Source organism: Micromonospora sp. BQ32 (assembly GCF_059358895.1).
The window spans coordinates 473376-497785 of the sequence record NZ_JCADBI010000001.1 but is presented as its reverse complement, the minus strand read 5'-3'; the positions used below and the strand labels follow the sequence as shown (position 1 = coordinate 497785).

Below are 24410 nucleotides of genomic sequence, written 5' to 3'. Positions count from 1 at the left end.
TCATTGGGCTTCCAGGTAGCGGTGCACCAGCGACACCGCCATCGCGCCCTCGCCGACGGCCGACGCGACCCGCTTGACCGACTCGGCCCGCACGTCGCCGGCGGCGAACACGCCCGGCACGCTGGTCTCCAGGTGGTACGGGTCGCGCGACAGCGACCAGCCGGCCGGGCGCCGCCCCCCGGCGAGCAGATCCGGACCGGTCACGATGAAACCACGCTCGTCACGGACCAGCACCCCGTCCAACCAGTCGGTGCGCGGCTCCGCGCCGATGAAGATGAACAGCCAGGAGGTGTCGACCGAGCGGGCCTCACCGGTGCGGGTGTCGCAGAGGGTGAGCCGCTCCAGGTGGCCCTCCCCCGCCCCGCCGACCACGGCGGTGTGCGGATGCACGGTGATCCGGTCGATCCGTTCCAGCTGGTCGATCAGGTAACGCGACATCGAGGCGGTCAGGTCCGCGCCACGGATGAGCAGGTGCACCCTCGACGCGTACCGGGAGAAGTGGACCGCCGCCTGGCCGGCGGAGTTGGCCCCGCCGACGATGTAGACATCCTGCTCGACGCAGCTCGGCGCCTCGGTCGCGGCGGCGCCGTAGAACACCCCCCGGCCGGTGAAGTCGGCCAACCCCGGGGCGTCGAGCACCCGGTACGACACGCCGGTGGCCAGCACCACGGTGTGCGCGGCGATCTCGGTGCCGTCACCGAAGCGCAGCAGCCGGGCGCCGCCGGCCTCGCTGAGACCGACCACCTCCCGGGCGCTGAGCAGCTCGGCGCCGAACTTGACCGCCTGCCGCCGGGCCCGGTCGGTCAACTGCGCGCCGGAGACACCGTCCGGGAAGCCCAGGTAGTTCTCGATCCGGCTGCTCTGCCCGGCCTGGCCGCCGGTCGCCCGTCGCTCCACGAGCACGGTGCGCAACCCCTCCGACGCGCCGTACACCGCCGAGCCGAGACCGGCAGGACCACCACCGATCACCACCAGGTCGTAGAAGTCGCACGCCGGCACCACGGTCAACCCGGCCAGCGCGGCCAACTCGGCCTCGCTCGGGGCGACCAACGCCTTACCCTCGGGCGTCACCACCAGCGGCACGTCCGCCTCGGTGGCCCCGGCGGCGTCGAGCAACCGGACGCCCTCCGGGTCGTCGGACAACAGCCACCGGTACGGCACCAGGTTGCGGGCCAGGAAGTCGCGGACCTTGAACGACGGCGCCGACCAGCGGTGCCCGACCACCCGGATCTCCGCGCTCGCCGCGTCCGGGGTGACCGCCCACGCCTCCAGCAGCCCGTCGACCACCGGGTACAGCTTCTCCTCCGGCGGATGCCAGGGCTTGAGCAGGTAGTGGTCCAGGTCGACCACGTTGATGGCCTCGATCGCGGCGTCGGTGTCCGCGTACGCGGTGAGCAGCACCCGGCGGGCGGCCGGGAAGATGTCCATGGCCGCTTCGAGGAATTCGACACCGGTCATCTCCGGCATCCGGTGGTCGGCCAGCAGCAGCGCCACCTGCTCGCCGCGCAGTTTGACCTCCCGCAGCGCGTCCAGCGCCTCCGGCCCGGAGGATGCTCGCAACACCCGGTAGCGGTCGCCGTAGCGGCGCCGGATGTCCCGGGCCACCGCCCGGGACACCACGGGGTCGTCGTCGACGGTCAGGATCACCGGGTTCGCCATGGCGCCATGAAATCACCTGCCGCGGGTCGACCGCACCATCGCGTGAGCGCCGACGCACGGTTGACCGTGTTGGAGTTGGGTAAGCCGGGAAGCCGCGCGGGTGGCCGTACGCCGACGACCCGCCTGACTGCCGCGCACACCTCGGGGGGCCCATGGCGGACGTGTCGCCGACCGTACCGACGGCCTCGGAACGGGTCGTGGAGTTGCGGGTGCACGGCGTGTCCGGCGCGGGAGCCGACCAGGTGCTGGACCGGCCGCACGTCTATCAGGTCGCCGGGGACCGCAGCGGCGGATTCTACCGACCGCGTCCCGGCTATCCGGACTCGACCGGGACGGACGGGGTGACGCTGGAGGCGTACCGCTGGAGCGACCTGCCGTCCGGAACGGCCGTGCGGACGCTGTCGCTGGTGTTCCTGCTGCCGTTCATGCTCTGCAACGTGGCGCTCTGGATGCGCCCGGCGAGCCGCGTCTCGAAGCACGGCGTCGTCGCGCTGTGCCGGGTTCTCGCGCTCACCCTCACCATGCTCTATGTGCTCTCCATCGTCGGGGTGGCGCTGGACCTGATCGCCTGGCGCTGCATGGGCATCCCGTCCTGCACCGCCGGGCGGAACTGGCTGTCCTGGCTCGGCGGGCGGCCGCCCGGGTTGCGCCTCGGGGTGCTGGCGCTGATACCGATCGCCGCCATCGGAATCGTCTGGTGGTTGGGCGCGCGTCCCGGCCACCTGTTCGACGCGTTTCGGAGCGGGGAAGCGGCAGCGTTGGGGCACCCCCGGTTGAGCGCGATCGGCCAGTGGGACGGCGCCCCGCTGGTGAGCCGGCTGCGCTCGGTGCACGTCGCTGCCGCGTTCGCCACCCTGGACGGCAGCCTCCTGGCTGCCCGGGCCAGCCAGGGCGCGACGTGGGTGATGGTGGTGCTGCTGGCGGCCACCGGGGCGGTGCTGCTCGCCTGCCTGGTCCTACTCGCCGCGGTGCGAAACATCGACCGGCCCGGCCCATCGGCCCGGGTCGACGGGCTGACGCGCTGGCTGCGCACGATCGCGTGCGGCCTGACCATCCTGGTGATCGTGCATACGATCATCAGCCCGCACCCCTGGCCGCAGGGCGGTGAACTGCCCGGGTACGGCGCGATCGTGGCCTGGCTGTTCGCCAGCCAGACCGCGCTGCTGATTGTGCTTGCAGCGCTGGTGATCTGGCTGCGGGGCGGGCCGCCGGGGAGCTCACCGCTGCGCGCGCTGGGTGCGCCGGTCTTCGTCACGGTGGCCGCCGGGCTCGCCGTGGCGTTCTCCGCCGAGCTGGACTACCGGGTGGCGGATGTACTGGACCGCGGCGGGAACACCGCGGACCGACTGGTCACGAGTCCGCCGCTGCCGTACAAGTGGGCGATCTTCGGGTTCTTCATCGCGATCCTGAGCGCGGCGCTGGTCGCTGGCGTGGTCACGGTCCTGACCCGACGCGAGCGGTGGCGGGCGGCGAAGGCGATCGTGGCCGCCGACTTCCCGCACGCACCGCCGGAGGCAGCGGAGCGGCTACGCCAGGTCGAGCGGACGATTGCCCGTGCCCGGTTCACCGAACGGTTGGAGCCACTCACCGTGGTCTACGCCGGGCTCGCCGCCCTCGGCCTGGCCACCAGCGTGCTCGGCCTGCTGAAGCTCTATCCCGGCGACATAATTCAGCGCTACGTCGGGGTGCCCGCCGACATGGTCAACTTCCTGATCGGGATGGGCAGCTACGCGATCGCCGCGATCATCCTCGGGCTGGTGATCGGCGGCATCTTCGCGTACCGGACGGCGCAGTTCCGGCGGTACGTGGGCGTGCTGTGGGACCTGGGCACCTTTTGGCCCCGGGCCGCGCATCCCTTCGCCCCGCCCTGCTACGCGGAGCGGGCCGTACCGGAGCTGACACGGCGGATCACCTACCTGGTCGAGCGGGGCGAGAGCGTGCTGCTGGCCGGGCACAGCCACGGCTCGGTGCTGCTCGCCGCCACGGTTCTGCAACTGCCGCCCCGGATCACCGAGCGGATCGCCCTGCTGACCTATGGGTCGCCGCTGCAACGGATGTACTCGTCGCTGTTCCCCGCGTACGTCGACGACGAGGTGCTGCGCGAGATCGGCGAGCGGATCGGCTGGCGCTGGGTGAACCTGTGGCGGGACACCGATGCCATCGGCGGTTGGATCTTCGCCCCGCACCGCCCCGGGGAGCGCGCGACGCTGACCGGACCGGCGGCGACGGTGGACCGCCGGTTGACCGACCCGCGCGACGTGGTGCCACCGCCGTACGACAGCGTGCCGCCGCCCATCCTCGGGCACTGGCCGTGTGAGTCGGACGAGACGTTCGCGGCTGCGGAACGGGAGCTGACCGAGCGGCTGCGCGCGGACCGGCGGCGGGCTGGTTGAGTGGGCGTCCGGATATCGTCGTCGGGTGACCGCCTCCAAGCAGCCCGAGCGTCGGCTGATCGCCTCGAACAAGAAGGCCCGGCACGAGTACACCGTTTTGCGCACGTACGAGGCGGGCATCGTGCTGGTCGGCACCGAGGTCAAGTCGCTGCGCGAGGGGCGGGCCTCGCTGGTGGACGCGTTCGCGCACGAGCGCGACGGCGAGATCGTGCTGTACGGCCTGCACATCGCCGAGTACGCCTACGGCACGTGGACCAACCACACCCCCCGCCGCAATCGCAAGCTGCTGCTGCACCGGGCCGAGATCGACCGGATCCTGGACAAGGTACGCGAGGGCGGGGTGACCCTGGTCCCGCTGTCGATGTACTTCGAGAACGGCTTCGCCAAGGTCGAGTTGGCCCTCGCCAAGGGCAAGCGCTCCTACGACAAGCGGCAGACGCTGGCCGAGCGCGACGCCAACCGGGAGATCGCCCGCGAGTTGGGCCGGCACCTCAAGGGCCATCCCCGCAGGCCCTGATCCGTCGCGCCAAGATCGTGCTCGAACCAGGGTGTAGTGGCCTCATCGATCCGCCGACACCACTACTTCCTGGTTGCAGCACGATCATGCGGACGCGCCCAAGGAAGCCGTCGGCGTCCGGAGGCAAGGGCAGGTAGGCGCGTCTGCTGGCGGGAACGCCCAATTGTTCAAGCGGATGCTCCCCATACCGGCCTTCCGCCCTAGCAAATGCGGGCGTTAAGGTGACGAGGTGATGACGTATCGGATCGGGGAGGCCGCCGACCTGCTCGGCGTCAGCGCCGACACCATTCGCCGCTGGGTGGACGCCGGACGCTTGACGGCCGGGCGTGACGAGCACGGCCACCGGATCGTCGACGGCGTCGACCTGGCGGCGTTCGCTCGCGCTCAGGCCGCTGACCCGGATGCGGGCGCCGAGTTCTCCTCGGCTCGCAACCGGTTGCGCGGCATCGTCGTCGACGTCCGTAAGGACACCGTGATGGCCCAGGTCGACATCCAGGCCGGCCCGTTCCGGGTCGTGTCGCTGATGAGCCGGGAGGCCGTCGACGAGCTCGACCTGCGAGTCGGGTCGGTGGCCGTCGCGGTGATCAAGTCGACGACGGTGGTGGTGGAGCGGGCCGCACCCGCCCCGGCGCGGGGACGGTCGGCCGGATGAGCGCGGGGACGACCGGGCGGACGAACGCGCGGCGCAGGCGTACGGCGGTGGCTGTCCTGGTGGCGGCCGGCCTGGCGGTGGCTGGCTGCGGTACGGGCGACGACCGGGCGACCGGCGGCAGCGGCGATGGCCGGGTGACCGGCGCGGTGACAGTGTTCGCGGCCGCCTCGCTGACCGAGTCGTTCACCCGCATCGGGAAGGACTTCGAGGCCGCCAACCCGGGTAGCAGCGTGATTCTCAACGTCGCCGGCAGTTCCGCCCTGGCCAACCAGATCACCCAGGGCGCGCCGGCGGACGTGTTCGCCTCGGCCGCACCGGCGAACATGACCACGGTCACCGAGGCCGGCGACGCCGACGGCGCACCGAGCGTCTTCGCCCGCAACCAGTTGGTGATCGCGGTGCCCCGGGGCAACCCGAAGGCAGTGGCCAGCCTGGCCGACCTGACCGGGCCGGGGATGAAGGTGGCGCTCTGCGCGAGTCAGGTGCCCTGCGGCGCGGCGGCCCGCACCGCCCTGGCCGCGGCCGGCGTCGCGCTGACGCCGGTCACCCTGGAGCAGGACGTCAAGGGCGCGCTCGCCAAGGTGAAGCTCGGTGAGGTCGACGCGGCGTTGGTCTACCGCACGGACGCGCGGGCGGCGAACGCCGACGTGACCGGCGTCGAGTTTCCCGAGTCGGCGCGGGCGGTCAACGACTACCCGATCGTCGCGCTGAAGGACGCGCCGAATCCGGCCGGCGCGCGGGCCTTCGTCGCGTACGTCCGCTCGGCGCCGGCGCAGGCGGTCCTCGCCGAGGCGGGGTTCCAGGCTCCGTGAGTCAGGTCCGCGACCAGACCGCGTCCCGACGGCGGGGGCGGGTGCCGGCGGCGCTGCTGATCCCGGCCGGCGTGGGGCTGCTGTTCCTCGTCCTGCCGTTGGCCGGGCTCGTGATCCGGGCACCGTGGACGACCCTGCCGCAGCGGCTCACCGAACCGGGCGCGCTGACCGCGCTGCGGCTGTCGGTGCAGACCGCGACCCTGGCCACCGCGCTGTGCCTGCTGCTCGGGGTGCCGCTCGCCTGGGTGCTGGCCCGGGTTGAGTTCCCCGGCCGCCGGCTGGTACGCGCGCTGGTCACCGTGCCGCTGGTGCTGCCGCCGGTGGTTGGTGGGGTGGCGCTGTTGCTGGTCTTCGGCAGGCGGGGGCTGCTCGGCGGCTGGCTCGATGCCACCTTCGGCATCACCCTGCCCTTCACCACCGCGGGTGTGGTGTTGGCCGAGTCGTTCGTCGCCATGCCGTTCCTGGTGATCGCCGTGGAGGGCGCGCTACGCGCCGCCGACCACCGCTACGAGGAGGCCGCGGCGACGTTGGGCGCCAGCCGATGGACCACCTTCACCCACGTCACGTTGCCGCTGGTGGCACCCGGTCTGGCCGCCGGCGCGGTGCTCTGCTGGGCGCGGGCGCTCGGCGAGTTCGGTGCCACCATCACCTTCGCCGGCAACTACCCCGGCCGGACGCAGACCATGCCGCTCGCCGTCTACCTGGCCCTGGAGACCGACCTGGAGTCCGCGATCGTGCTCAGCCTGGTGCTGCTCGTCGTGTCGGTGGGCATCCTGGTCGCCCTGCGGGACCGCTGGATGAGCAGCGCATGAGCGGTCCACTGCTCGACGCCCGGCTCGTCGTCGACCGGGGCGCCTTCCACCTCGACGTGCCGCTGCGGGTCGCGCCGGGCGAGGTGGTCGCGCTGCTCGGCCCGAACGGCGCCGGCAAGACCACGGCGCTGCGCGCGCTCGCTGGGCTGCACCCCCTCACCGACGGGCACGTCATCCTCGACGGCATCGACCTCGATCGCCCGGCAGCACGGGGCTGGGTGCCCACCGAACGCCGGTCGATCGGCGTGGTCTTCCAGGACTACCTGCTCTTTCCGCACCTCAGCGCGCTGGACAACGTGGCCTTCGGGCCGCGCCGGCACGGCGTCGATCGGAAGGCCGCCCGCGCCACGGCCCGGGACTGGCTCGGTCGGGTGGGGCTCGAGGCGCAGGCGCAGCGCCGGCCCCGGCAGCTCTCCGGCGGTCAGGCGCAGCGGGTGGCGCTGGCCCGCGCGCTGGCCGTCGCGCCGGCGCTGCTGCTGCTGGACGAGCCGCTCGCCGCGCTCGACGCCCGCACCCGACTGGACACCCGCGCGGAGCTGCACCGGCACCTGTCCGCGCACCCGGGGGCGACGGTGCTGGTCACCCACGACCCGCTGGACGCCCTCGCGCTGGCCGACCGACTGATCATCGTCGAGGGCGGTCGGGTGGTGCAGGAGGGCGACGGGCCGAGCGTCACCGCGCGCCCGCGCACCGACTACGTGGCCCGGCTGGTCGGGTTGAACCTCTACCGGGGCCGCGCCGACGGGCACAGGGTACGGGTTGCGCCCGAGCTGACCCTCACGGTCGCGGACCGGGTGGACGGCGAAGCCTTCGTGGCGTTCCGTCCGGTGGCGGTGGCTCTGCACCCGACCCGGCCCGAGGGCAGCCCGCGCAACACCTGGGCGGGCGTCGTGGCCGGCGTTCAACGCCACGGCGACAACGTGCGAGTGCAGGTCGACGGGCTTATCGGGGTGGCCGCGGACGTCACGCCGAGCGCCGCCGCCCAGTTGCGGCTGATCCCCGGTCAACGGGTTTGGGTGGCGGTCAAGGCGACCGAGACCCACGCGTACCCCGCCACCGGCTGACCTCGGGCGCGATCAGCCGGCGAGCAGGTCGGTGTGTGCGGCGCGCAGCCGGGCCAACGCCGGGTCGCTGCCCGGAACGACCCGACGGTCCAGCTCGGCCCACGCCTCGGCCAACGCCGCGCGGACCGCGCCCAGCTCGGCGGCGTGCCGCTGACTGCTGCGTCGGTGCTGCTCCTCGAGGCGGCGGGCCCAGCCCGCGGTGACCGTGGCGAGCCGGTCGGCGTCGGCGCGGGCCTGCGCGCCGCTGCGGGCGGCTGCGGCGGGGACGATCGCGGCGACCGGGCGAGGATCGCCGTCGCGGGTGACGACGGTGACCGCGTCGGTCAGCTCGGCCAGCGCGACGAGCTGGCTGAACCGGGTGCGCGCCTCACGCAGCGGCACGGAACGCGGCGGGTCGGGATGAGGGGTGAGCGCGGGGACGGCCATGGATGCATGGTGCCGCGCGGGTATGACAACTATTCGCGGTCGTCAGTGGACGGTGAGTGGCGCGGCAGGCCACTCGTCGGCCAGCACCGACCAGACCTCAAGGTCGATGCGACCGTGCGGACCCGGGCTGACCTGGCGCAGCGTGCCGTCGAGGCGCAGGCCGAGCCGGTTGGCGAGGGCCCTGCTGCGGGTGTTGTCGGCGTTGGTACGCCACTCCACCCGCTGGATGCCGCGCTCGCGCACCGCCCAGTCGACGACCCGGCGGACCGCCGGGGCGACCATGCCCCGGCCCTGCGCCGCCGGCTCGACCCAGCAACCGACCTCGCAGACGCCCCGGGTCACGTCGAACGACACGAACATGACCCCACCGACGAGCGTGCCCCGCCACCACAGCCCCCAGATGCCGCCGCTGTCGCTGGCCCAGCGGTCGGCGTACCGCTGCAACACCGCGCGCGCCGACGACAGGTCGGTGGCGACGAAGGACGGCGACACCCAGGGCTGGATGTGCTCGCGAGCCCGATCGAGGTGGGCGAGGAACTCCTCGGCCCGCCACGGGTCCAGCGGACGCAGCTCCACGTCCTCGGTCAGCGGCAGGGCGAACACCGGGCCTCCACTCAGTGCGCTTCGAACATCGGTAGCAGGCTCGCACACGTACCTCGGTCGCGACACGGCCGCCCTCGCGCTCACGCCGGCAGGTGGGTCCGCAACGCGGCGAACTGGGCCACGGTCAGGTAGGAGGGGTTGGCGGCCTGCGGCTGACGGAACACCTCCAGGGCGGCGAGCCGGTCATCGGCGCGCAACAGCTGCCGGGATACCCGGTCCCGTTCGGCGAGGATGGGCAGATCCAGCGGCACCGACCACGGCTGCCCCGGTGGGCCTGGCTCGGCCGCTCCGGTGACCCGTCCGACGCCCCACACCCCGTACGGCAGTCGACGCCGGCTGCCGCTGGCCCAGAAGACCACCGGCTGCCCGGCGCACATCAACCGCGCCCGGTAGCCGGGGCGCACGCACCAGCTCGTCACCAGCGGCTCACGGGCGAACCGGGCGGCGAGGTCGACCAGGTCCGCGTTGCCCTTGATCAACCAGGCGCCCAGGTCGTCGAGGCGTACCCGTGGCTCCGTCATCGCGTACCTGTTGCCCGCCCGATGGCAGGTCCAATCAGATGATCGTGTGGGTCCAGTAGCTGAGCCAGAGCACGAACAGCACGCCCTGCACCAGGGCGAGCGTCGCGGTCAGCCACACGTCGACGCCGGCGTGCCGGGCCCAGCGGGCCAGCACCAGGGCCACCGGGAAGGCGGCGAGCAGATAGCGCAGCAGGCTCTTGTACACCGGCGGGCCCATCGACAGCGGCACCAGCACCATGAGGACGCCGTACACCAGGTAGGCCAGTTCCCGGCGGCGGAACCCGGCGACCAGCACGGCCAGGACGGCCACGGCGAACCACCCGCGAGCGGCGTCGAACGGCTGCCCGGTCAACCCGTTCAGCAGCACCGGGACGGGGTTCTGCACCTCGATCCCCCAGCCGGTCTGCTGGGCGTGCTGGTAGGCGAACCAGTCCCCACCCCGCCAGCGGCAGTACGCCATGAAGGTGAACCACCCGGCGGGGAGCAGCAGCAACGGCCAGCCGATCCGGAGGTAGCCGAGCAGGGCGCGCGGGCCGAGCCGCCAGTCGTGCTGTCGGAGCAGCACCAGGGCCAGCGGCAGCGCCACGAGCAGGCCGACGGAGCGGCTCATCGCCAGGAAGTAGCCGAGCACGCCGACCAGCAGCCACTGGCGTCGCTCAGCGTGGTAGAAGGCGGCCAACGCGAGGCAGACGAAGAGCGACTCGGTCAGCGCGGCCTGGAACAGGAACGCGGTCGGCAGCAGCACCAGGTACCGGGTGAACCGGCGGGCCGCGTACGCGTCGCCGAGTAGCAACTCCGCCAGCCGGTAGCCGTACCAGAGCGCCAGCAGGAACGCGACGTTGCTGATCAGCAACAGGGCCAGGGCGTTGTCGCCGCCGAACAGTACGCCGACCGGCCGGGCCAGGAACGGGTACAGCAGGGGGAAGCCGAAGTCCGCCCACGGTCCGGTCAGGGGCAGGGTGCTCAGCCGCAGGTAGAGCAGCGAGTCCCAGGCGAACCAGAAGGAGATCCACCGGTGCCCGGAGATCTCCCGCTGTTGCGCCCACATCAACGCCTCGTCCGGCGGCGGGGCCCCGGGCACGCCGTCCCAGGCGTGCAGGACCAGGAGCCCGAGCAGGGTGAGCAGCAGCTTCGCGCCGAGGAAGAGGCCGATGACGTACGGCCAGGGCGCCGGCACCCGTCGGGCCAGGCGCGCTCCGCCGCGGCCCGCCGCGACCGCCCGGGCGGCCAGCGCCGCCGCGCCGCTCCGCCACCGGTCCATTCGCCCCGCTTCCCCGCTCCCCCGGTCCGCCGCCCGTGTGGGGAGTCGCTCTTCTCGTGGTACGCCGCCGCCCGCCCCGCCGAAGTCAGGACCAGCTATCGCCAAGTGTGACATTCTGCCCATAACGGGTAGACGCCGCGCCGCAATCACGGCGGTGAGCAGGGAGCGCGCCAACATGAGCGAGCAGAACGGCACGGTGGTCATCGGGGCGGGGCCGGCCGGGCTCACGGCGGCGTACGAGCTGCTCCGACACGGCCGGTCGGTCCAGGTGTTCGAGGCCGACGAGGTGGTCGGCGGGATCAGCCGCACCGTGGAGCGCGACGGGTGGCGGTTCGACATCGGCGGGCACCGGTTCTTCACCAAGGTGCCGCGGGTGGAGGCGTTCTGGCACGAGATCCTGCCGGACGAGGACTTCCTGACCCGACCCCGGATGAGCCGCATCTTCTACCGCGGCGCCCTGTTCAACTACCCGCTCAGCGCCATGAACGCGCTGCGCAACCTGGGTCTGCCGGAGGCCGCCCGCTGCCTCGGCTCGTACGCCCGCGCCCGGCTGCGGCCACCGCGGGACCAGTCACACTTCGAGGGCTGGGTGTCGGCCCGGTTCGGCTGGCGGCTGTACTCGATCTTCTTCAAGACGTACACCGAGAAGGTCTGGGGTATGCCGGCGGACCGGTTGCAGGCCGACTGGGCGGCACAACGGATCAAGAACCTGTCGCTGGCCACGGCGATCCGCAACGCGTTGCTGCCCCGACGTCGACGCACCGACGTGACCAGCCTGATCGAGGAGTTCCAGTACCCGAAGTACGGGCCCGGGATGATGTGGGAGCGCTGCGCCGAGCAGGTCCGCGAGCGGGGCGGGCAGCTGTCCACCGGCAGTTGGGTCACCGCCGTGCACCGCGACCCGGCCCGCCGACGGGCGATCAGCGTGACGGTCAACGGCGCGGGCGGGCAGCGTACCGAGGCGGCCGACCATGTGATCTCGTCCATGCCGATCTCGGAGCTGGTGACCGCGCTTCACCCGCCGCCCCCGCCGGAGGTGCTGGCTTGCGCGGCCGACCTGCGCTACCGCGACTTCCTGACGGTCGCCCTGGTCGTGCCGGCGGAGTTCTCGTTCCCGGACAACTGGATCTACGTGCACGACCCGGGGGTGCGGGTGGGCCGGATCCAGAACTTCGGTTCCTGGTCGCCGTACCTCGTCAAGGACGGTCGCACCTGCCTGGGCCTGGAGTACTTCGTGTTCGAGGACGACGACATGTGGCGTACCCCGGATGCCGACCTCGTGGCCCTCGCCACCGCGGAGCTGGAGCGGTTGGGGTTGGTTCGACCCGGCGTGGTGGAGGCCGGCTACGTCGTGCGCATGCCCAAGGCCTACCCGGTGTACGACGAGCGCTACCAGCACAACGTGGACGTGATCCGGACCTGGCTGACCGAGGCGGTGCCGAACGTTCACCCGGTGGGCCGCAACGGCATGCACCGCTACAACAACCAGGACCACTCGATGCTGACCGCGATGCTCACCGCCGAGAACATCGCCACCGGGAGTACCCACGACGTCTGGTCGGTCAACGTGGAACAGGACTACCACGAGGAATCCTCCGGCGGCGACAGTCGGCGGGGCACCGGCCGGGACGCGCCGGTGCTGCCCAGCCGGATCATCACGGCCCCGATCACCGCGCCGGAGGGGTCGGACGACCGCGCTTCCGTCCCAGCTCCCCCGTCTCACGCATGACGTCGAGCACGGTCTCGCGAAGACGGACAGGTCAACGCGGCGGGTACGCGCAGTGGGCCACGGTGGCGTCGTCTGGGACCTGCTCATCGGTGCCGCCGGCACCCTGCGCCTCGACTTGCCGGACGCGGGCGATGACGCCGGCCGGCCCGCTGGCGCGGAGCAGGTCCAGCACGCCCGGCCAGTCGGTCTGGCCGTACGGGCTGACGATGCGGCTGGCACCGTTGCTGAGCAGTGCGACGCCGTTCAGGCCGGCGAGGGGTCGGTTCCCGGTCACCGCCTCCCGCGCCGCGCGTGGGTCATCCTTGGCGATCCAGTAGCCGCCCGGCCGGTTCCGAAGGGCACGTAGCGCGCTCACGCAAGACGCTCGCACCCGGTCGTACTCCGGTGTTCCGAGGACAACGCCGGCCAGCGGCGCCGAGCATTCGCGCCGGGCAGTCATCTCACGCTCGTCGGTGACCACCAGCGGCCCGGCGTCGGCCCGGTCCAGGACGAGGACGGAATCCGCGAGGAGGAGCCACTCCAAGTGGCCCTGGCGGGCGCGCACCATCGCGACCGTGGCCTGCGGGCTGCTGGGGTCCGCGATGGCGCAGGTGTCACCGTGCTCGGCGGCGATCTCAGCGATGGTGGTGGCGAGGATCGCGGCGAGGTCTCGCCCGTCGCCGCGCGACAGGTGTCCGAGCAGCGCGCCGCCGAGGCGGTGCGTGTACCAGGCGACGCCGTGGAAGCAGAGCGACTCTGCTCCCAAAATGCCGGCACCGTCGAGTAGGACGACAGAGCCGGGAACCGCACCGACGAAGTCCTCGTTCGGCCGCTCGGCCCTGCCGGCGCTCGTCGCCAGGCTGACGTGCACTCGTGGGCTCCTGTCCGGGTGAGACTCGTACCGACAGTTTGAGGTACGCGGTCCTCGCGCCGCAGAGCTGATCTCCACGAGCCGCTGACCTGGTCGCGGCCGAGCAGCCGGGTTGGTGAAGAGCGAACTACCTCAGGGGTATATCTATGACTCAGAGGTATGTCGCTCGACGAGACACGTCCCGTCGGCGAGCCAAGGCGGGTTCTCACCTGCCGATAGACATCTAGCGCTGTCGACGCGGGTGGCGATAATCGTCTTATGACGACGGTTGTGCACCCTGAGTCCGGTCTCCGGAAGGCCACCCTGACGGATCAGGATTTGATGGAGACGTCGTGGGACTACTGCCGGATTCACGCGCTCGCCGTGACCGACGACGAGGGCCCGCCTGAGGACCCGACCCTGGACTACCGGGAGGACGACGACCTCGACCCCACCGCACCGTCGGCCTTGCGGCTGCATCTCGACCTCGACTACATCGTGCGCCGGGTCGATCCGGGGCCCATGCGAGACGTCCGCTTCTGGGTCGCGCCAGCCACGCTGATCTTTCACAGCGTGTGGGACATCGTCGGCGGCTTGCGCTCCGTGTGCCTGCCGTTCGAGTTGAAGAACCTACGCCAGGAGGCCCGGTCCCGTTCGGGGGAACGCTGCTGGCACCTTGAGGGGCGCGACCTGGACCTGAGGTTCCAGGCGTCGGACTACACCCTGTACCTGCGCCAACCCCCGCGCTACGGCAATCGGGTGCTCCGGATGGCCGAGCGGGGTGGTATCAGCTTCGACCCGCAGCCGTTCGCCTGACCGCGGGACGGGCCCGACCGGTCAGGGTTTGCGAGCCACCGCGCCGTAGATGGAGGCGTCGGCCAGGGGCGGACGCTGCTCCGGCGGCACCTGCGGCCGCCACTCGGTGACCGGGGCGATGCCTGGTTCGGCCAACTCCAGGCCGGTGAAGAAACGGGCGAACTCGGCGCGGTCGCGGGGTACGGCGTCCTGCTTCATCCGGCCGGCGGCGAACTCGGCCTCCATCCGCCTGACGATCTCGGCGGGGATGTGGTCGGTGGTGAAGTGGGTCAGCGCCAGCCAGCTGCCCGACGGCAGCGCGTCGAGCAGGCGGGCGACCTGCTCGTGGGGACGGTCGTCGTCGGTGAGGAAGTGCGTCACGGCGATCAGCACCAGGGCCACCGGTTGGGACAGGTCCAGAGTGGCGTGCAACACCGGGTCGGCGAGGATCTTCTCCGGGTCGCGCAGGTCGGCGTCGAGGTAGGCGGTGGCCCCGGCCGGGTCGCTGGTCAGCAGCGCTCGGGCGTGGACCAGCACCATCGGGTCGTTGTCGACGTAGACCACCCGGGAGTCGGGGGCGACGGACTGGGCCACCTCGTGGGTGTTGTCGGCGCTCGGGATGCCGGTGCCGATGTCGAGGAACTGCCGGACGCCGACCACCTCGGTGAGGAACCGGACCGCCCGGCCGAGGAAGGCCCGGTTTTCCCGGGCGAGCGTGCGCACCCCCGGGTAGACGGCCGCGATCTGGTCGCCGGACTGCCGGTCGACGGCGAAGTTGTCCTTGCCGCCGAGCCAGTAGTTGTAGCGGCGAGCCGGATGCACCGTCGTGGTGTCGATCCGGTCGGCACCCCGGCCCTCGGGCAATTCCGACGTGGACGGCACCGTCACGAGACCTCCCCAGGTCGACGGGACACGCCGCATCCGTAGCGTCACGGGACGTATCCAGAGGACAGCTTAAGCCGTACCCATGGGCTCGTGGGGGCCGCCAACGCACGGACGCCGCACGGCGGGAAAACGCTTACCAGACGCTATTGACGGTCGTCACTGGCTGTCAGTACCGTGATGCGGGCAGCGAGAAAGCGCTTTCCGCCCCTCACCGTCCGACAGGGAGCGCCCCCATGCCCCGACACCTCCGCGCGTTCTGCCTGATCCTGCTCGCCATCGCCACCGTGGTGAGCACCACCACCGCCCTGCCCGCCGAGGCCGCCCCGCGCTTCCGAGTGCTGGTCTTCTCCAAAATCACCAACTTCTACCACGACTCGATCCCGGCCGGCATCGCCGCGATCCAGCAGCTCGGCGCCGCACACAACTTCGAGGTCGTCGCCACCACCGACGCGGCGGCCTTCACCGACGCCAACCTCGCCACCTTCGACGCTCTCGTCTTCAACAACACCAACTCGCTCCCGACCTCGGGTGATCTGCTCAACGCCAGCCAGCGGGCCGCGTTGCAGACGTTCATCCGCAACGGCGGTGGTTGGGCCGGCCTGCACGCCGCCTCGGCGAGCGAACGCGACTGGCCCTGGTACGAGGGCCTGGTCGGCACGATCTTCGACTACCACCCGGACTTCTCGTCCACCGGCGGCACCTTCCCCGGCCGGGTCAAGGTGCTCGACCGGGCGCACCCCTCGACGCGCAACCTGCCGGAGCTCTGGGAGCAGAGCGAGGAGTGGTACAACTGGCGGACCAACCCGACCGGCAACGTGCACACCCTCGCCCAGATCAAGGTGCGCGACGGGATCAACGGCCTGGACGAGGGCGTCGACCACGCGTACTCCTGGTGTCAGCGCTACGACGGCGGCCGGTCCTGGTTCACCGCCGGTGGGCACGCCAGCTCCCAGTTCAGCACGCCGACGTTCCTGGAGCACCTGCGCTACGGCATCGAGTGGGCGGCCGGCGCGGTCGCCGGTGACTGCTCGGCCACCAAGACCAGCAACTTCGAACGGGTGGGGCTGGTCACCGAGAACCTGGCCGACCCGTTCGAGCTGGCCGTGGCCCCGGACCGGAAGGTCTACTACATCCAGCGCACCGGCGCGCTGAAGGTGGTCAACTCCGACACCCTCCAGGTCACCACGCTGCTGGACTTCGCGTACACCTCGGCGATGACCGACCAGTCCGACGGGCTGCTCGGGATGACCCTGGACCGTAACTTCGCCAGCAACGGCTGGATCTACCTGCTCTGGTCGGACAAGACCCTCAAACAGCTCAACCTGTCCCGGTTCACGGTCGCCAACAACAGCGTCGCGCTCTCCTCGGAGAAACGCCTGCTGACCGTCCCCACCTACCGGGGTGAGGGCCGGGCCAACTCGCACATGGGCGGGTCGCTGGCCATGGACGGGGCCGGACGGCTCTACGCGGCGATCGGTGACAACACCGACCCGTTCGCCTCCAGCGGCTACACCCCGGTCGACGAGCGCGCCGGCCGTGCCGCCTGGGACGCCCAGGGCACCGCCGGCAACACCAACGACCTGCGCGGCAAGATCCTGCGGATCACCCCACAGGCCGATGGTACGTACACCGTGCCGAGCGGCAACCTCTTCCCGGCCGGCACCGCGAGGACCCGGCCGGAGATCTACGCGATGGGCATGCGCAACCCGTTCCGGATCACCGTCGAGCCGCAGACCAACGCGGTGCTGGTGGCCGACTACGGCCCGGACGCCCGCGCCGCCGACCCCAACCGGGGTCCGGAAGGGACTGTCGAGTTCAACCGGATCACCAGCGCCGGCAACTTCGGCTGGCCGTACTGCGTGGGCAACAACATTCCGTTCAACGACTACAACTTCGCCACCAACACCTCGGGGGCGAAGTTCAACTGCGCCGCGCCGGTCAACAACTCACCCAACAACACCGGCCTGACCACCCTGCCAACGGCGAAGTCCGCGCTGGTCTGGTACGCGTACTCCGCCTCCACCCAGTTCCCGGAGCTGGGCACCGGCGGTGGCGGGCCGATGAGCGGTCCGGTCTACGACTACGACCCGGCCAACACCCGCACGACGAAGTTCCCGGAGTACTTCGAGGGCAAGTGGATCACCTACGAGCTGACCCGCAGGTGGTTCAAGACGCTCTCGATCCACAAGACGGCGCAGACCTTCAGCAACGCACGCTTCGGCCCGACGGCCGTTGGTGACCTCCAGTCGATCAACGGGGTCTTCGGCAACATGAGCTGGATCCAGCCCTTCGAGGCGGAGTTCGGCCCGGACGGTTCGCTCTACGTCATCGACTTCGGCGAGGGCACCGGCAGCGGTCGCGGCGGCAGCAACGCCGGCGCGGGCATCTACCGGATCGACTACGTCGCCAACGGGCGGCCACCGACCGCGAAGATCGCCGCCACCCCGGACAGCGGGCGTACACCGCTCGCGGTGACGTTCTCCTCGGCCGGGTCGTCCGCCGGTGACGGGTCGGCGCTCAGCTACGCCTGGGACTTCACCAACGACGGCAGCACCGACTCCACCGCCGCCAACCCGAGCCACACCTACTCGACGGCCGGGAAGCACACCGCCCGGCTGACCGTCCGCAACAGCGGTAACGGGTTGACCGCCACCGCGGTCACCGAGGTGGTGGTCGGCAACACCCGACCCACGGTGACCATCACCGTGCCCAACGGCGGGTTCTTCGACTTCGGTGACAAGATCCCGTACACGGTGACGGTCACCGACCCGGAGGAAACCAGCATCGACTGCGCCAAGGTTACCGTGCAGACGCAGCTCGGCCACGACCAGCACGCCCACCCGCTGGACGTGTACACCGGCTGCTCCGGGCTGCTCGCCACCGAGGCGGACGCCGGTGACGGCCACGGACCGGGGCAGAACCTCTACACCCTGATCACCGCGCAGTACACCGACGGCGGCGCGGCCGGCGGCGTACCGGCGTTGACCGGCTCGACCCGCGTCCAGTTGCAGCCCAAGAGCAAGGAGGCTGAGCACTTCAGCGCCCAGTCCGGCGTCACGGTCAACGACCGGGCCACCGCCCGCGCCGGCAAGCGACTCGGCGAGGTCGACCACAACGACTGGGTGGCGTTCGGGCCGGCGGACCTGCGCAACGTCGGTTCGGTGACGCTTGGGGTCACCAACGGTGGGCTCGGCGGCACCATCGAGCTGCGGACCGGCTCGCCCACCGGCACGCTGATCGGCACGGCCACCATCGGGTCGACCGGCGGCTGGGACAACCTGGTCTCCCCCACCGTCACGCTGACCAACAAGCCCACCGGCACCACCACCCTGTACGCGAAGTTCGTCAACGCCGCCCAGGTCAATGGCACCCCGGACCTGCTCGCCCTGGACTGGCTGCGGTTCAACGGCGCCGGGGTCAAGCAGGAGCCGGGCGGGACGCTGTCCCTGGCCGCCAACCCGACCGGCGGCGCCGCACCGCTGACCACCACGCTCACCGCCACGGCGACCGCGCCGTCCGGGCAGAGCATCACCGACTACGCGTGGGACTTCGGCGACAACAGCGCCATCACGCACGGGGCGACACTACGGTCGACGGCCCACAGCTACCCCCGCAAGGGGACCTTCACCGCCCGGGTGACGGTCACCTACACCAGCGGGGAGACCCGCTCGCTCAACCTGACCATCACGGTCACCTGACCGTCGCGCGCTGGCGGGCGGGGATCAAACCCGCCCGTCACCGCCGACAGTGCGCCGTCGGGGCGCTAGTCGATCACGGACGTGGTGCCCAGCTCAGCAGGAAGCGGTTTCAGTGACCAGGTAGTTGGCGACCAGGTTCTCGGCCGAGAAGATGACCGGCCCCTCGTCGACGATGGCGCAGCCGCAGAGCTGCTGCACGGACCGGAAGCTGACATTGCCGTCCGACGGGACGTTCAGCTGCACCACGTTCGACGGGACCCCGGTCGTCAGCTGCGAGAAGTCGGGGGTGTCGTGCCCGATGGCGTTGATGCAGAACTGGCAGAAGAACGACTGGATCAGGAAGGCCGCCGCGCCCACCGGCGCGCCGCCGAGGCCCGGCAACTGGTCGACGACGTTCGTACCCCATGCCGGGTTGGGCAGGTATCCGAGGCCGAGGCCGAGATCGTTTCCCGTCGTCGCGATGAGGGCGGCGTCAACGACACCGGTGAAGGCCGAGTCACCGGTCCAGATGCCGGACCCGACCACCGACACGCTGGGAGTGGATGCGTACGGGTCGGGTGTGGCGCCCACCCCGGCGCCGATGCCGAGGAAGTCCGAGTTGTCCTCGGCGAACTGGTACGAGAAGCCGGCGATCGCCGCGCTGGCGTACATCGGGGGGCCGCCGGTGGACACCGATGACGACGACGTGCCAGACGACATCTGGTCGACGATGATGCCGTTCTGGTTCTGCAGGAACAGGCCGGGCGGGTTGGTGGAGCCGAGCCACGCGATGACCGCGACCTCGGCCCACGACCCGTCAAGGTCGACCTGGTCGAGGAGCATCTGCTGGTCGATGATGAGCGACGTGGTGCCGACGCCGGTGCCGTCGCGCGGGCGCAGCGCGAGGCCGATCCGCTGGATGACCGTCCCCAGTTGCAGGGTCTGCAGGTTGAACTGCTGCAACGCGTACGCGTAGGCACCGATCGTGCTCGGGAACGTGAATGTCGCCGAGCCGTTGCCGGTGATCATGCTGGTCTGGATGGCGATCGACACGATTTCCTCCGGTCAGGCGAACTGGGCGATCACGGACAGCGTTGCGCTGCTGTCCGAGCAGATGTAGTGGTGGGCACCGGAATCCGGGTTGAACAGGTTGAGCACGACGCTTCCGGAGACGGTGCAGGAGTTGATGCTCAGGTCGCCCGCCTGCATCACCTGGATCAGTTGGAACTCGGCGGTGTCGTCGTAGACGATGCTGACGTCCTGCAGCAGCAGCGCGGCTTGGGCGACGGACGAGTAGCCGGACGGAATGGTGAAGTCCACGAAGAACACTCCGGTCATGCCCTGCTGCCCCTCCGGAGCGAGCCAGATCACGGCCGCCGGCTGCACGTCGAATCCGACGAGATTGGTGCCGTAGGAGAGGAGCCCGACGTCGACCGTGCCAGTCGTCGAGAAATTCGTCAGGCCGACGCTGCCGTTGACCGTCACCTGGTTGCCCATGGGAGAAGCCACGCTCGACGCGAGGGTGAGCCCGCCGATCTCGCCGGTGCCGTCGCTCGCGGCGACGGAAAACCCGGAGAGGAAGGCCAGGCTTGTGGTGTTGTCCCCGACCGGGACGACCGACGAGTCCTGGCCGGAGGTCAGGCCGAAGGCTGTGGCACAGACCGGACCCGACGTGTACGGCGTATCGATCACCGCCAGCACGCTGACCTGCGCGACGCTGCCCGGGCCGCTGTCGGAGTCGGGCGGGTCGATGGCGCTGTCGCCGTCATAGTCGGTGAGCATGACGTTGCCGCCGACGGCGACGACGGCGCCGATCAGATTGGGGGTGAGTGACACCCCGACCGCGCCCGCGTCCTCCGCCCACCAGAGCGAGTTGGTCTGGTAGTTCAGGACGAAGCCGCTCATCGCGACGGCGTACGCCAGGATCTGCTCGCCGCTGTCGATGTCCGCGCTGAAATCGAACACCACCGGCGAGGCGAACGGGTTCGCGTCGGGCATCGCCTGAGTGCGGACACTGAGATGGGCCACGTCTCTCCTCTACGGGGTGCAGCCCCGATCAGGGGGCGGATGGAATCGGGTCAGGTGGCGTACCGGAGATCGCGGTAGCCGACGAAGGCACCGAGCACGCCCACTCGATGCTGTTGCCGGCGCTGATCGCGTAGCCGACGGCCCCCACCTCGAACTGGGCAGGGTCGACGGCAGGAATCTCGTTGGCCATCAGAACCCCCGCCTCGCGCAGCCTGCCGGCGGCCGCGCCGATGTCCTGGTCAGGAGTCGGCGCATTGCGGGGCACCCGGCTCTCAACCGTGAGTTACCCGTACAGGTCTACCGCAACGGAGCGGAGGAGAGTCGCAAATCGGCATATATAGGTCGCTACGTCAGCGCCGAGCGGGGAAAGAGCATGGGGCGGTGCGCTCGACACCGCCCCACGCTCGGCTAACGGGATTACTGCCAGGAACTCTGTTGGGTGTAGACGAGGTTGCCGGGAACCACCGTGCCGTTGGTGCTGTACTCGGTGTACGCCCAGAAATCACCCTCGGCCAGCGGCTTGTTCGGCTTCAGCGTGAAGTTGAAGCCCTGACCGCGCTCCGAGGTGGAGGGCAGCGTGAGGGTGGCACCCGCATAGGTGGCGTTACGGCCGATGATGGCGTGACTCAGATCGAAGTCGACGACCGGGCCACCGGGCAGCTGCGCGAACACGTAGGCGGTGTAGCGCCCCGGCTCGGGCAGGAACTTGTACGCCTGCTCGGCGCTGGTCCAGAACCTGTCACTGCTGTAGACGAGGGTGTCGCCCTTGTACAGGTAGAGATCAAGGTTCGTGTTCGGATCGGCGGTGTTGGCCTCGACGACAATGCCGGCGGTGTTCGCCGGCACCGTAAAGTCGACCTTCTTCACTCCGGTGGCGCTCGGGTCGAACACGCCCCCGTAGACGCCGGCCGGCATCGAGTACGACGTGCGCCGCATCGGGGTGTAACCGGTGCTGCGACCGACGAGCGGGCCGGTGAAGCCCGGCTGGACCATGCCGAAGGCACCGTTGGTCATCCGGGCGAACTCCTCCCCGTCGTCCGCGTACGGCCGGGCCGAGATGCCCCACGGACGGGCGGCGACCGGGATCCGGGCGCTGTGGGCCTTGCCGCGCCAGGTGATCGACCCGGTCACGTACCGGTCCCAGGGCGCGCTGCCCCGACGCAACGTGATGGTGACCGTCGCGGACTTGCCGGGTGCCAGGGTCACCGACGCCGGCGACACGGTGGCCTTCATGCCGGGCAGACCGGACACCGACGAACGGTAGGTCTCCCGCGCCTTGCCCACATTGGTCAGGGTGCGGGTGACGGTCACCGGGCGGGTCCCGTCGTACTCGCGCAACGAGATGGCCGGCAGGTTGAGTGCCTTGCCGTCGGGTTCGGCCGTCTCGCTGAACTCGATCAGCTCCGCCGCCGTCGGCTCGATGACCAGTCCCGGGTCGGTGGCTCGGGGCAGATTGATGAATCCGCTGCCCTGGTCGAGAGGGCTGCTGGTGCCGACGGTGTCGGTGGCGGTGGTGCGCAGCGCGGAGGCGACCGCGCCGGGTGACCAGTCCGGGTGCGTGGCGCGCAGGATCGCCGCCGCCCCGGCCACGTACGGCGAGGCCATCGAGGTGCCGGAGTAGGCGTCGTACTGTCGCCCGAAGTTTCCGGCCGGTGAGACCGCGGCGATGATGTTCGACCCGGGCGCGACCAGGTCCGGCTTGAAGACGCCGAGGGTCACCTTGTCCGGGCCGGTGGAGGAGAAGTCCGCCACGCTCGGTATGCCCGGCACGCTGGAGCCGTCACCGCCGGTGCGCAACGAAACGGTCGCGTCGGTGGGGTGGCGCATCAGGTAGTTGAACAGCGTGCCGGCCTGCTTCTCCGTCGGCAGGTAGACCACCGGGAAGTTGAAGATGGAGTTGATCCGGTAGTTGCCGACCGGGTCGAACACCATCATCGCCGCCCCGCCCTTGGCCTTGATCTCGGCGGCGGAGCCGAACATGTCGGACAGCGCGCAGGCGACCACCTTGCCCTTGATCTTGGCAGGGTCCAGGCTTCCGGGCTCGCAGTAGACCGCGCCCAGATCCGGCGAGCCGGCCTGGTCACCGAAGACCAGCGGCCGTGCGCCGCCGCCGGGCAGGGCGTCCAGTGAACCGCCGACCAGCTTCGTACCGTCGCCCAGCTTGGCGGTGGCCTCGTCGAGCTTGGTCACCGCCGCGCCGACCGTGGTCACCCAGGGCGCCGCGTTGCTGATCGCTCCACTCACGATGCCGGTGTTGCCGGCCGACGCCGCGACGAAGACCCCGGCCAGGGTGGCGTTGAGGAAGGCGATGCCGATGGGGGTGTTGGCCTCCCAGTCGCCGAGCTGCGAGCCGATCGAGAAGTTCAGCACCTGCACGCCGTCGGCGACGGCCGCGTCGATGCCGGCGATGATGTCGGCGTCGTAGCCCATGCCGCCCCAGAGCACCTTGTAGACGGCGATCTGAGCATCCGGCGCCATTCCGGAGACCGGGCCGAACTGGCGACCGTCGATGGTGACGTTCGAGATCGGCAGGCCGGCGGCCGTAGAGGCGGTGTGGGTGCCGTGCCCGGACGCGTCGCGGGGGGACAGGAACTCGCCCTCGGGCACCGAACCACCGCCGGCGAGCCACGAGTCGGCGAAGTACCGGGCTCCGACGATCTTGCCGTTGCAGTGCTCGGCCACGAAGGCCACACCGGTCTGGCAGGTGCCACGCCAGTTCGCGGGAGCGGGCATCTTCTTGGCGAACGACGCGCTCTCCGGCCAGATGCCGGTGTCCAGGACGCCGATCACCATGCCCGCGCCCGTGCCGGGGCCGGGCTTGGCCGGGCGGCCGGAGCGGTCCGTCGGCGCCGACGGGTCCGCGCCACTTGAGGTGGCGGGCGTCGGGTTGGCGGCGGTCGCCGTGGTCGCGGTGGGCGGCGTCGAGGGGGTGCCGAGAGCCCGCGAGGCGGTGACGGTGCGGACGCGCTTGTCCGCCCGCAACGTGCTCACCTGCTGGGCGGTCAGCGTCGCCGAAAACCCGTTGAACGCGGTCGTGTAGACGGCGGTGACCTTGACCCCGGCCGCGGCGGCGACGGCGGCCCGCTGCGCGTCGAGGTGCCGGCGGTACGCCTGCGACGGCGTCGACGTCACGTCCAGCCGGTTACCCGCCGCCGGGCGGGTCCGCGCCAGACCGGACACCCCACCGGTGTACGTGGTCAACGGGTCCTCGGCCAACTCGACGACGTACATGCCGGAGCCGGCCTCGTCGACGGCTGCCTTCGGCGTGGCCGCACGGTTGCCGCCGGGTCGGCGGTCGGCCCCGTCGGTCAGGGTGATCTTCCGGTCGGAACCGGCGGTGAAGTAGCCGGCGCCACCGCCGTTACCCGACGGCCCCGCGGGTGCCGCCGACGCCGTTCCCGCGACACCGGTGGTACCGGTGATCAGGGCGACGACCAGCGTAGGTATCGCCAGTCTTCGCAGCCTGTTTCCGCTCGTGCCTGTAGCCACGAGGCTCCTTTCGGTTGCTCCCTTGTGGAGCATGTCAGTGATCGCGATCCGCCATTGGGAGCGCTCCCCCACCCAAGTCCACACCGGTTAATGGAGGATTTGCGCGGTGTTACGGAACGCCGGTACTGGCAAGATCACCGTACGCGCGGTAGGTGGTGTGCCGTCAATACCATGATCGAAAGCGGATAACCGTTGGCCGTCCTGGCGTCCGGAGGACGGTGACCGCACGGCCATCGAGTACGAGGCCATCCCCGACGG

Annotated in this window: 20 protein-coding genes; 9 read left to right on the top strand and 11 right to left on the bottom strand. The window is 70.8% G+C overall.

Going from position 1 to position 24410, the window contains the following annotated elements:
• Positions 1-1659, bottom strand: coding sequence for an NAD(P)/FAD-dependent oxidoreductase (locus AC5L30_RS02110; RefSeq protein WP_494864900.1), 1659 nt, complete (start codon positions 1657-1659; stop codon positions 1-3).
• Between the two features lie 152 nt (positions 1660-1811).
• Here AC5L30_RS02110 and AC5L30_RS02105 point away from each other — a divergent pair, with 152 nt between their 5' ends.
• From AC5L30_RS02105 to AC5L30_RS02080, 6 genes are all read left to right on the top strand, one after another.
• Positions 1812-4052: a hypothetical protein gene (locus tag AC5L30_RS02105; RefSeq protein WP_494864899.1), complete on the top strand. Its 2241-nt coding sequence runs from the start codon at positions 1812-1814 to the stop codon at positions 4050-4052.
• Positions 4053-4077: 25 nt separating this feature from the next.
• On the top strand, positions 4078-4569 hold the full coding sequence (gene smpB, locus AC5L30_RS02100; protein WP_494864897.1) for an SsrA-binding protein SmpB: 492 nt from the start codon (positions 4078-4080) through the stop codon (positions 4567-4569).
• A 232-nt stretch (positions 4570-4801) separates the two neighbouring features.
• On the top strand, positions 4802-5221 hold the full coding sequence (locus AC5L30_RS02095) for a TOBE domain-containing protein (protein WP_494864896.1): 420 nt from the start codon (positions 4802-4804) through the stop codon (positions 5219-5221).
• Positions 5218-6033 (top strand): molybdate ABC transporter substrate-binding protein, encoded by an 816-nt coding sequence (gene modA / locus AC5L30_RS02090; RefSeq protein WP_494864894.1) that lies wholly within the window; start codon positions 5218-5220, stop codon positions 6031-6033. The genes AC5L30_RS02095 and modA overlap by 4 nt, the downstream gene beginning before the upstream one ends.
• Positions 6030-6845: an ABC transporter permease gene (locus tag AC5L30_RS02085; RefSeq protein WP_494864892.1), complete on the top strand. Its 816-nt coding sequence runs from the start codon at positions 6030-6032 to the stop codon at positions 6843-6845. Before modA ends, AC5L30_RS02085 begins: the two co-directional genes overlap by 4 nt.
• Positions 6842-7909 carry an ABC transporter ATP-binding protein gene (locus tag AC5L30_RS02080; protein ID WP_494864891.1) on the top strand — a complete coding sequence of 356 codons (1068 nt, stop codon included), beginning with the start codon at positions 6842-6844 and terminating at the stop codon, positions 7907-7909. The genes AC5L30_RS02085 and AC5L30_RS02080 overlap by 4 nt, the downstream gene beginning before the upstream one ends.
• Before the next feature lie 12 nt (positions 7910-7921).
• Here the strand turns inward: AC5L30_RS02080 and AC5L30_RS02075 are convergent, their stop codons facing one another.
• From AC5L30_RS02075 to AC5L30_RS02060, 4 genes are all read right to left on the bottom strand, one after another.
• Positions 7922-8335, bottom strand: coding sequence for a type II toxin-antitoxin system Phd/YefM family antitoxin (locus tag AC5L30_RS02075; protein ID WP_494864890.1), 414 nt, complete (start codon positions 8333-8335; stop codon positions 7922-7924).
• 42 nt (positions 8336-8377) lie between these two features.
• Positions 8378-8938 carry a GNAT family N-acetyltransferase gene (locus tag AC5L30_RS02070; RefSeq protein ID WP_494864888.1) on the bottom strand — a complete coding sequence of 187 codons (561 nt, stop codon included), beginning with the start codon at positions 8936-8938 and terminating at the stop codon, positions 8378-8380.
• 80 nt (positions 8939-9018) lie between these two features.
• Positions 9019-9459, bottom strand: coding sequence for a hypothetical protein (locus AC5L30_RS02065; protein ID WP_494864886.1), 441 nt, complete (start codon positions 9457-9459; stop codon positions 9019-9021).
• A gap of 34 nt (positions 9460-9493) precedes the next feature.
• Positions 9494-10720 (bottom strand): hypothetical protein, encoded by a 1227-nt coding sequence (locus AC5L30_RS02060; RefSeq protein WP_494864884.1) that lies wholly within the window; start codon positions 10718-10720, stop codon positions 9494-9496.
• A gap of 175 nt (positions 10721-10895) precedes the next feature.
• Between AC5L30_RS02060 and AC5L30_RS02055 the strand changes: the two genes are divergently transcribed.
• Positions 10896-12449, top strand: coding sequence for an NAD(P)/FAD-dependent oxidoreductase (locus AC5L30_RS02055; protein WP_494864882.1), 1554 nt, complete (start codon positions 10896-10898; stop codon positions 12447-12449).
• Positions 12450-12480: 31 nt separating this feature from the next.
• Here the strand turns inward: AC5L30_RS02055 and AC5L30_RS02050 are convergent, their stop codons facing one another.
• Positions 12481-13299, bottom strand: coding sequence for a hypothetical protein (locus AC5L30_RS02050; RefSeq protein ID WP_494864880.1), 819 nt, complete (start codon positions 13297-13299; stop codon positions 12481-12483).
• A gap of 321 nt (positions 13300-13620) precedes the next feature.
• On the opposite strand from AC5L30_RS02050, the gene AC5L30_RS02045 reads away from it, so the two are divergent.
• Entirely contained in the window at positions 13621-14094 is a 474-nt protein-coding gene (locus AC5L30_RS02045) for a hypothetical protein (protein WP_494864878.1), read from the top strand.
• Between the two features lie 21 nt (positions 14095-14115).
• On the opposite strand, the gene AC5L30_RS02040 is transcribed toward AC5L30_RS02045, so the two are convergent.
• Positions 14116-14994 (bottom strand): SAM-dependent methyltransferase, encoded by an 879-nt coding sequence (locus AC5L30_RS02040; RefSeq protein WP_494865310.1) that lies wholly within the window; start codon positions 14992-14994, stop codon positions 14116-14118.
• Between the two features lie 197 nt (positions 14995-15191).
• Between AC5L30_RS02040 and AC5L30_RS02035 the strand changes: the two genes are divergently transcribed.
• On the top strand, positions 15192-18656 hold the full coding sequence (locus AC5L30_RS02035; RefSeq protein ID WP_494864876.1) for a ThuA domain-containing protein: 3465 nt from the start codon (positions 15192-15194) through the stop codon (positions 18654-18656).
• Between the two features lie 93 nt (positions 18657-18749).
• On the opposite strand, the gene AC5L30_RS02030 is transcribed toward AC5L30_RS02035, so the two are convergent.
• The 4 genes from AC5L30_RS02030 to AC5L30_RS02015 form a co-directional block, all read right to left on the bottom strand.
• Complete coding sequence (locus tag AC5L30_RS02030) at positions 18750-19688, bottom strand: hypothetical protein (RefSeq protein ID WP_494864874.1); 939 nt, start codon at positions 19686-19688, stop codon at positions 18750-18752.
• A 12-nt stretch (positions 19689-19700) separates the two neighbouring features.
• Positions 19701-20663: a hypothetical protein gene (locus tag AC5L30_RS02025; RefSeq protein ID WP_494864872.1), complete on the bottom strand. Its 963-nt coding sequence runs from the start codon at positions 20661-20663 to the stop codon at positions 19701-19703.
• Between the two features lie 28 nt (positions 20664-20691).
• Positions 20692-20928, bottom strand: coding sequence for a hypothetical protein (locus AC5L30_RS02020; protein WP_494864870.1), 237 nt, complete (start codon positions 20926-20928; stop codon positions 20692-20694).
• A gap of 152 nt (positions 20929-21080) precedes the next feature.
• Positions 21081-24152 (bottom strand): S8 family serine peptidase, encoded by a 3072-nt coding sequence (locus tag AC5L30_RS02015; protein ID WP_494864869.1) that lies wholly within the window; start codon positions 24150-24152, stop codon positions 21081-21083.
• Positions 24153-24410 lie beyond the last annotated feature (258 nt).

What these genes read in the sequence shown, in the direction of transcription:
- AC5L30_RS02110 (WP_494864900.1), bottom strand. Translation starts at nt 1,659, where the DNA reads ATGGCGAACCCGGTGATCCTGACCGTCGACGACGACCCCGTGGTGTCC.
- AC5L30_RS02105 (WP_494864899.1), top strand. Translation starts at nt 1,812, where the DNA reads ATGGCGGACGTGTCGCCGACCGTACCGACGGCCTCGGAACGGGTCGTG.
- AC5L30_RS02095 (WP_494864896.1), top strand. Translation starts at nt 4,802, where the DNA reads ATGACGTATCGGATCGGGGAGGCCGCCGACCTGCTCGGCGTCAGCGCC.
- modA (WP_494864894.1), top strand. Translation starts at nt 5,218, where the DNA reads ATGAGCGCGGGGACGACCGGGCGGACGAACGCGCGGCGCAGGCGTACG.
- AC5L30_RS02080 (WP_494864891.1), top strand. Translation starts at nt 6,842, where the DNA reads ATGAGCGGTCCACTGCTCGACGCCCGGCTCGTCGTCGACCGGGGCGCC.
- AC5L30_RS02075 (WP_494864890.1), bottom strand. Translation starts at nt 8,335, where the DNA reads ATGGCCGTCCCCGCGCTCACCCCTCATCCCGACCCGCCGCGTTCCGTG.
- AC5L30_RS02065 (WP_494864886.1), bottom strand. Translation starts at nt 9,459, where the DNA reads ATGACGGAGCCACGGGTACGCCTCGACGACCTGGGCGCCTGGTTGATC.
- AC5L30_RS02060 (WP_494864884.1), bottom strand. Translation starts at nt 10,720, where the DNA reads ATGGACCGGTGGCGGAGCGGCGCGGCGGCGCTGGCCGCCCGGGCGGTC.
- AC5L30_RS02055 (WP_494864882.1), top strand. Translation starts at nt 10,896, where the DNA reads ATGAGCGAGCAGAACGGCACGGTGGTCATCGGGGCGGGGCCGGCCGGG.
- AC5L30_RS02045 (WP_494864878.1), top strand. Translation starts at nt 13,621, where the DNA reads ATGGAGACGTCGTGGGACTACTGCCGGATTCACGCGCTCGCCGTGACC.
- AC5L30_RS02040 (WP_494865310.1), bottom strand. Translation starts at nt 14,994, where the DNA reads ATGCGGCGTGTCCCGTCGACCTGGGGAGGTCTCGTGACGGTGCCGTCC.
- AC5L30_RS02035 (WP_494864876.1), top strand. Translation starts at nt 15,192, where the DNA reads ATGCCCCGACACCTCCGCGCGTTCTGCCTGATCCTGCTCGCCATCGCC.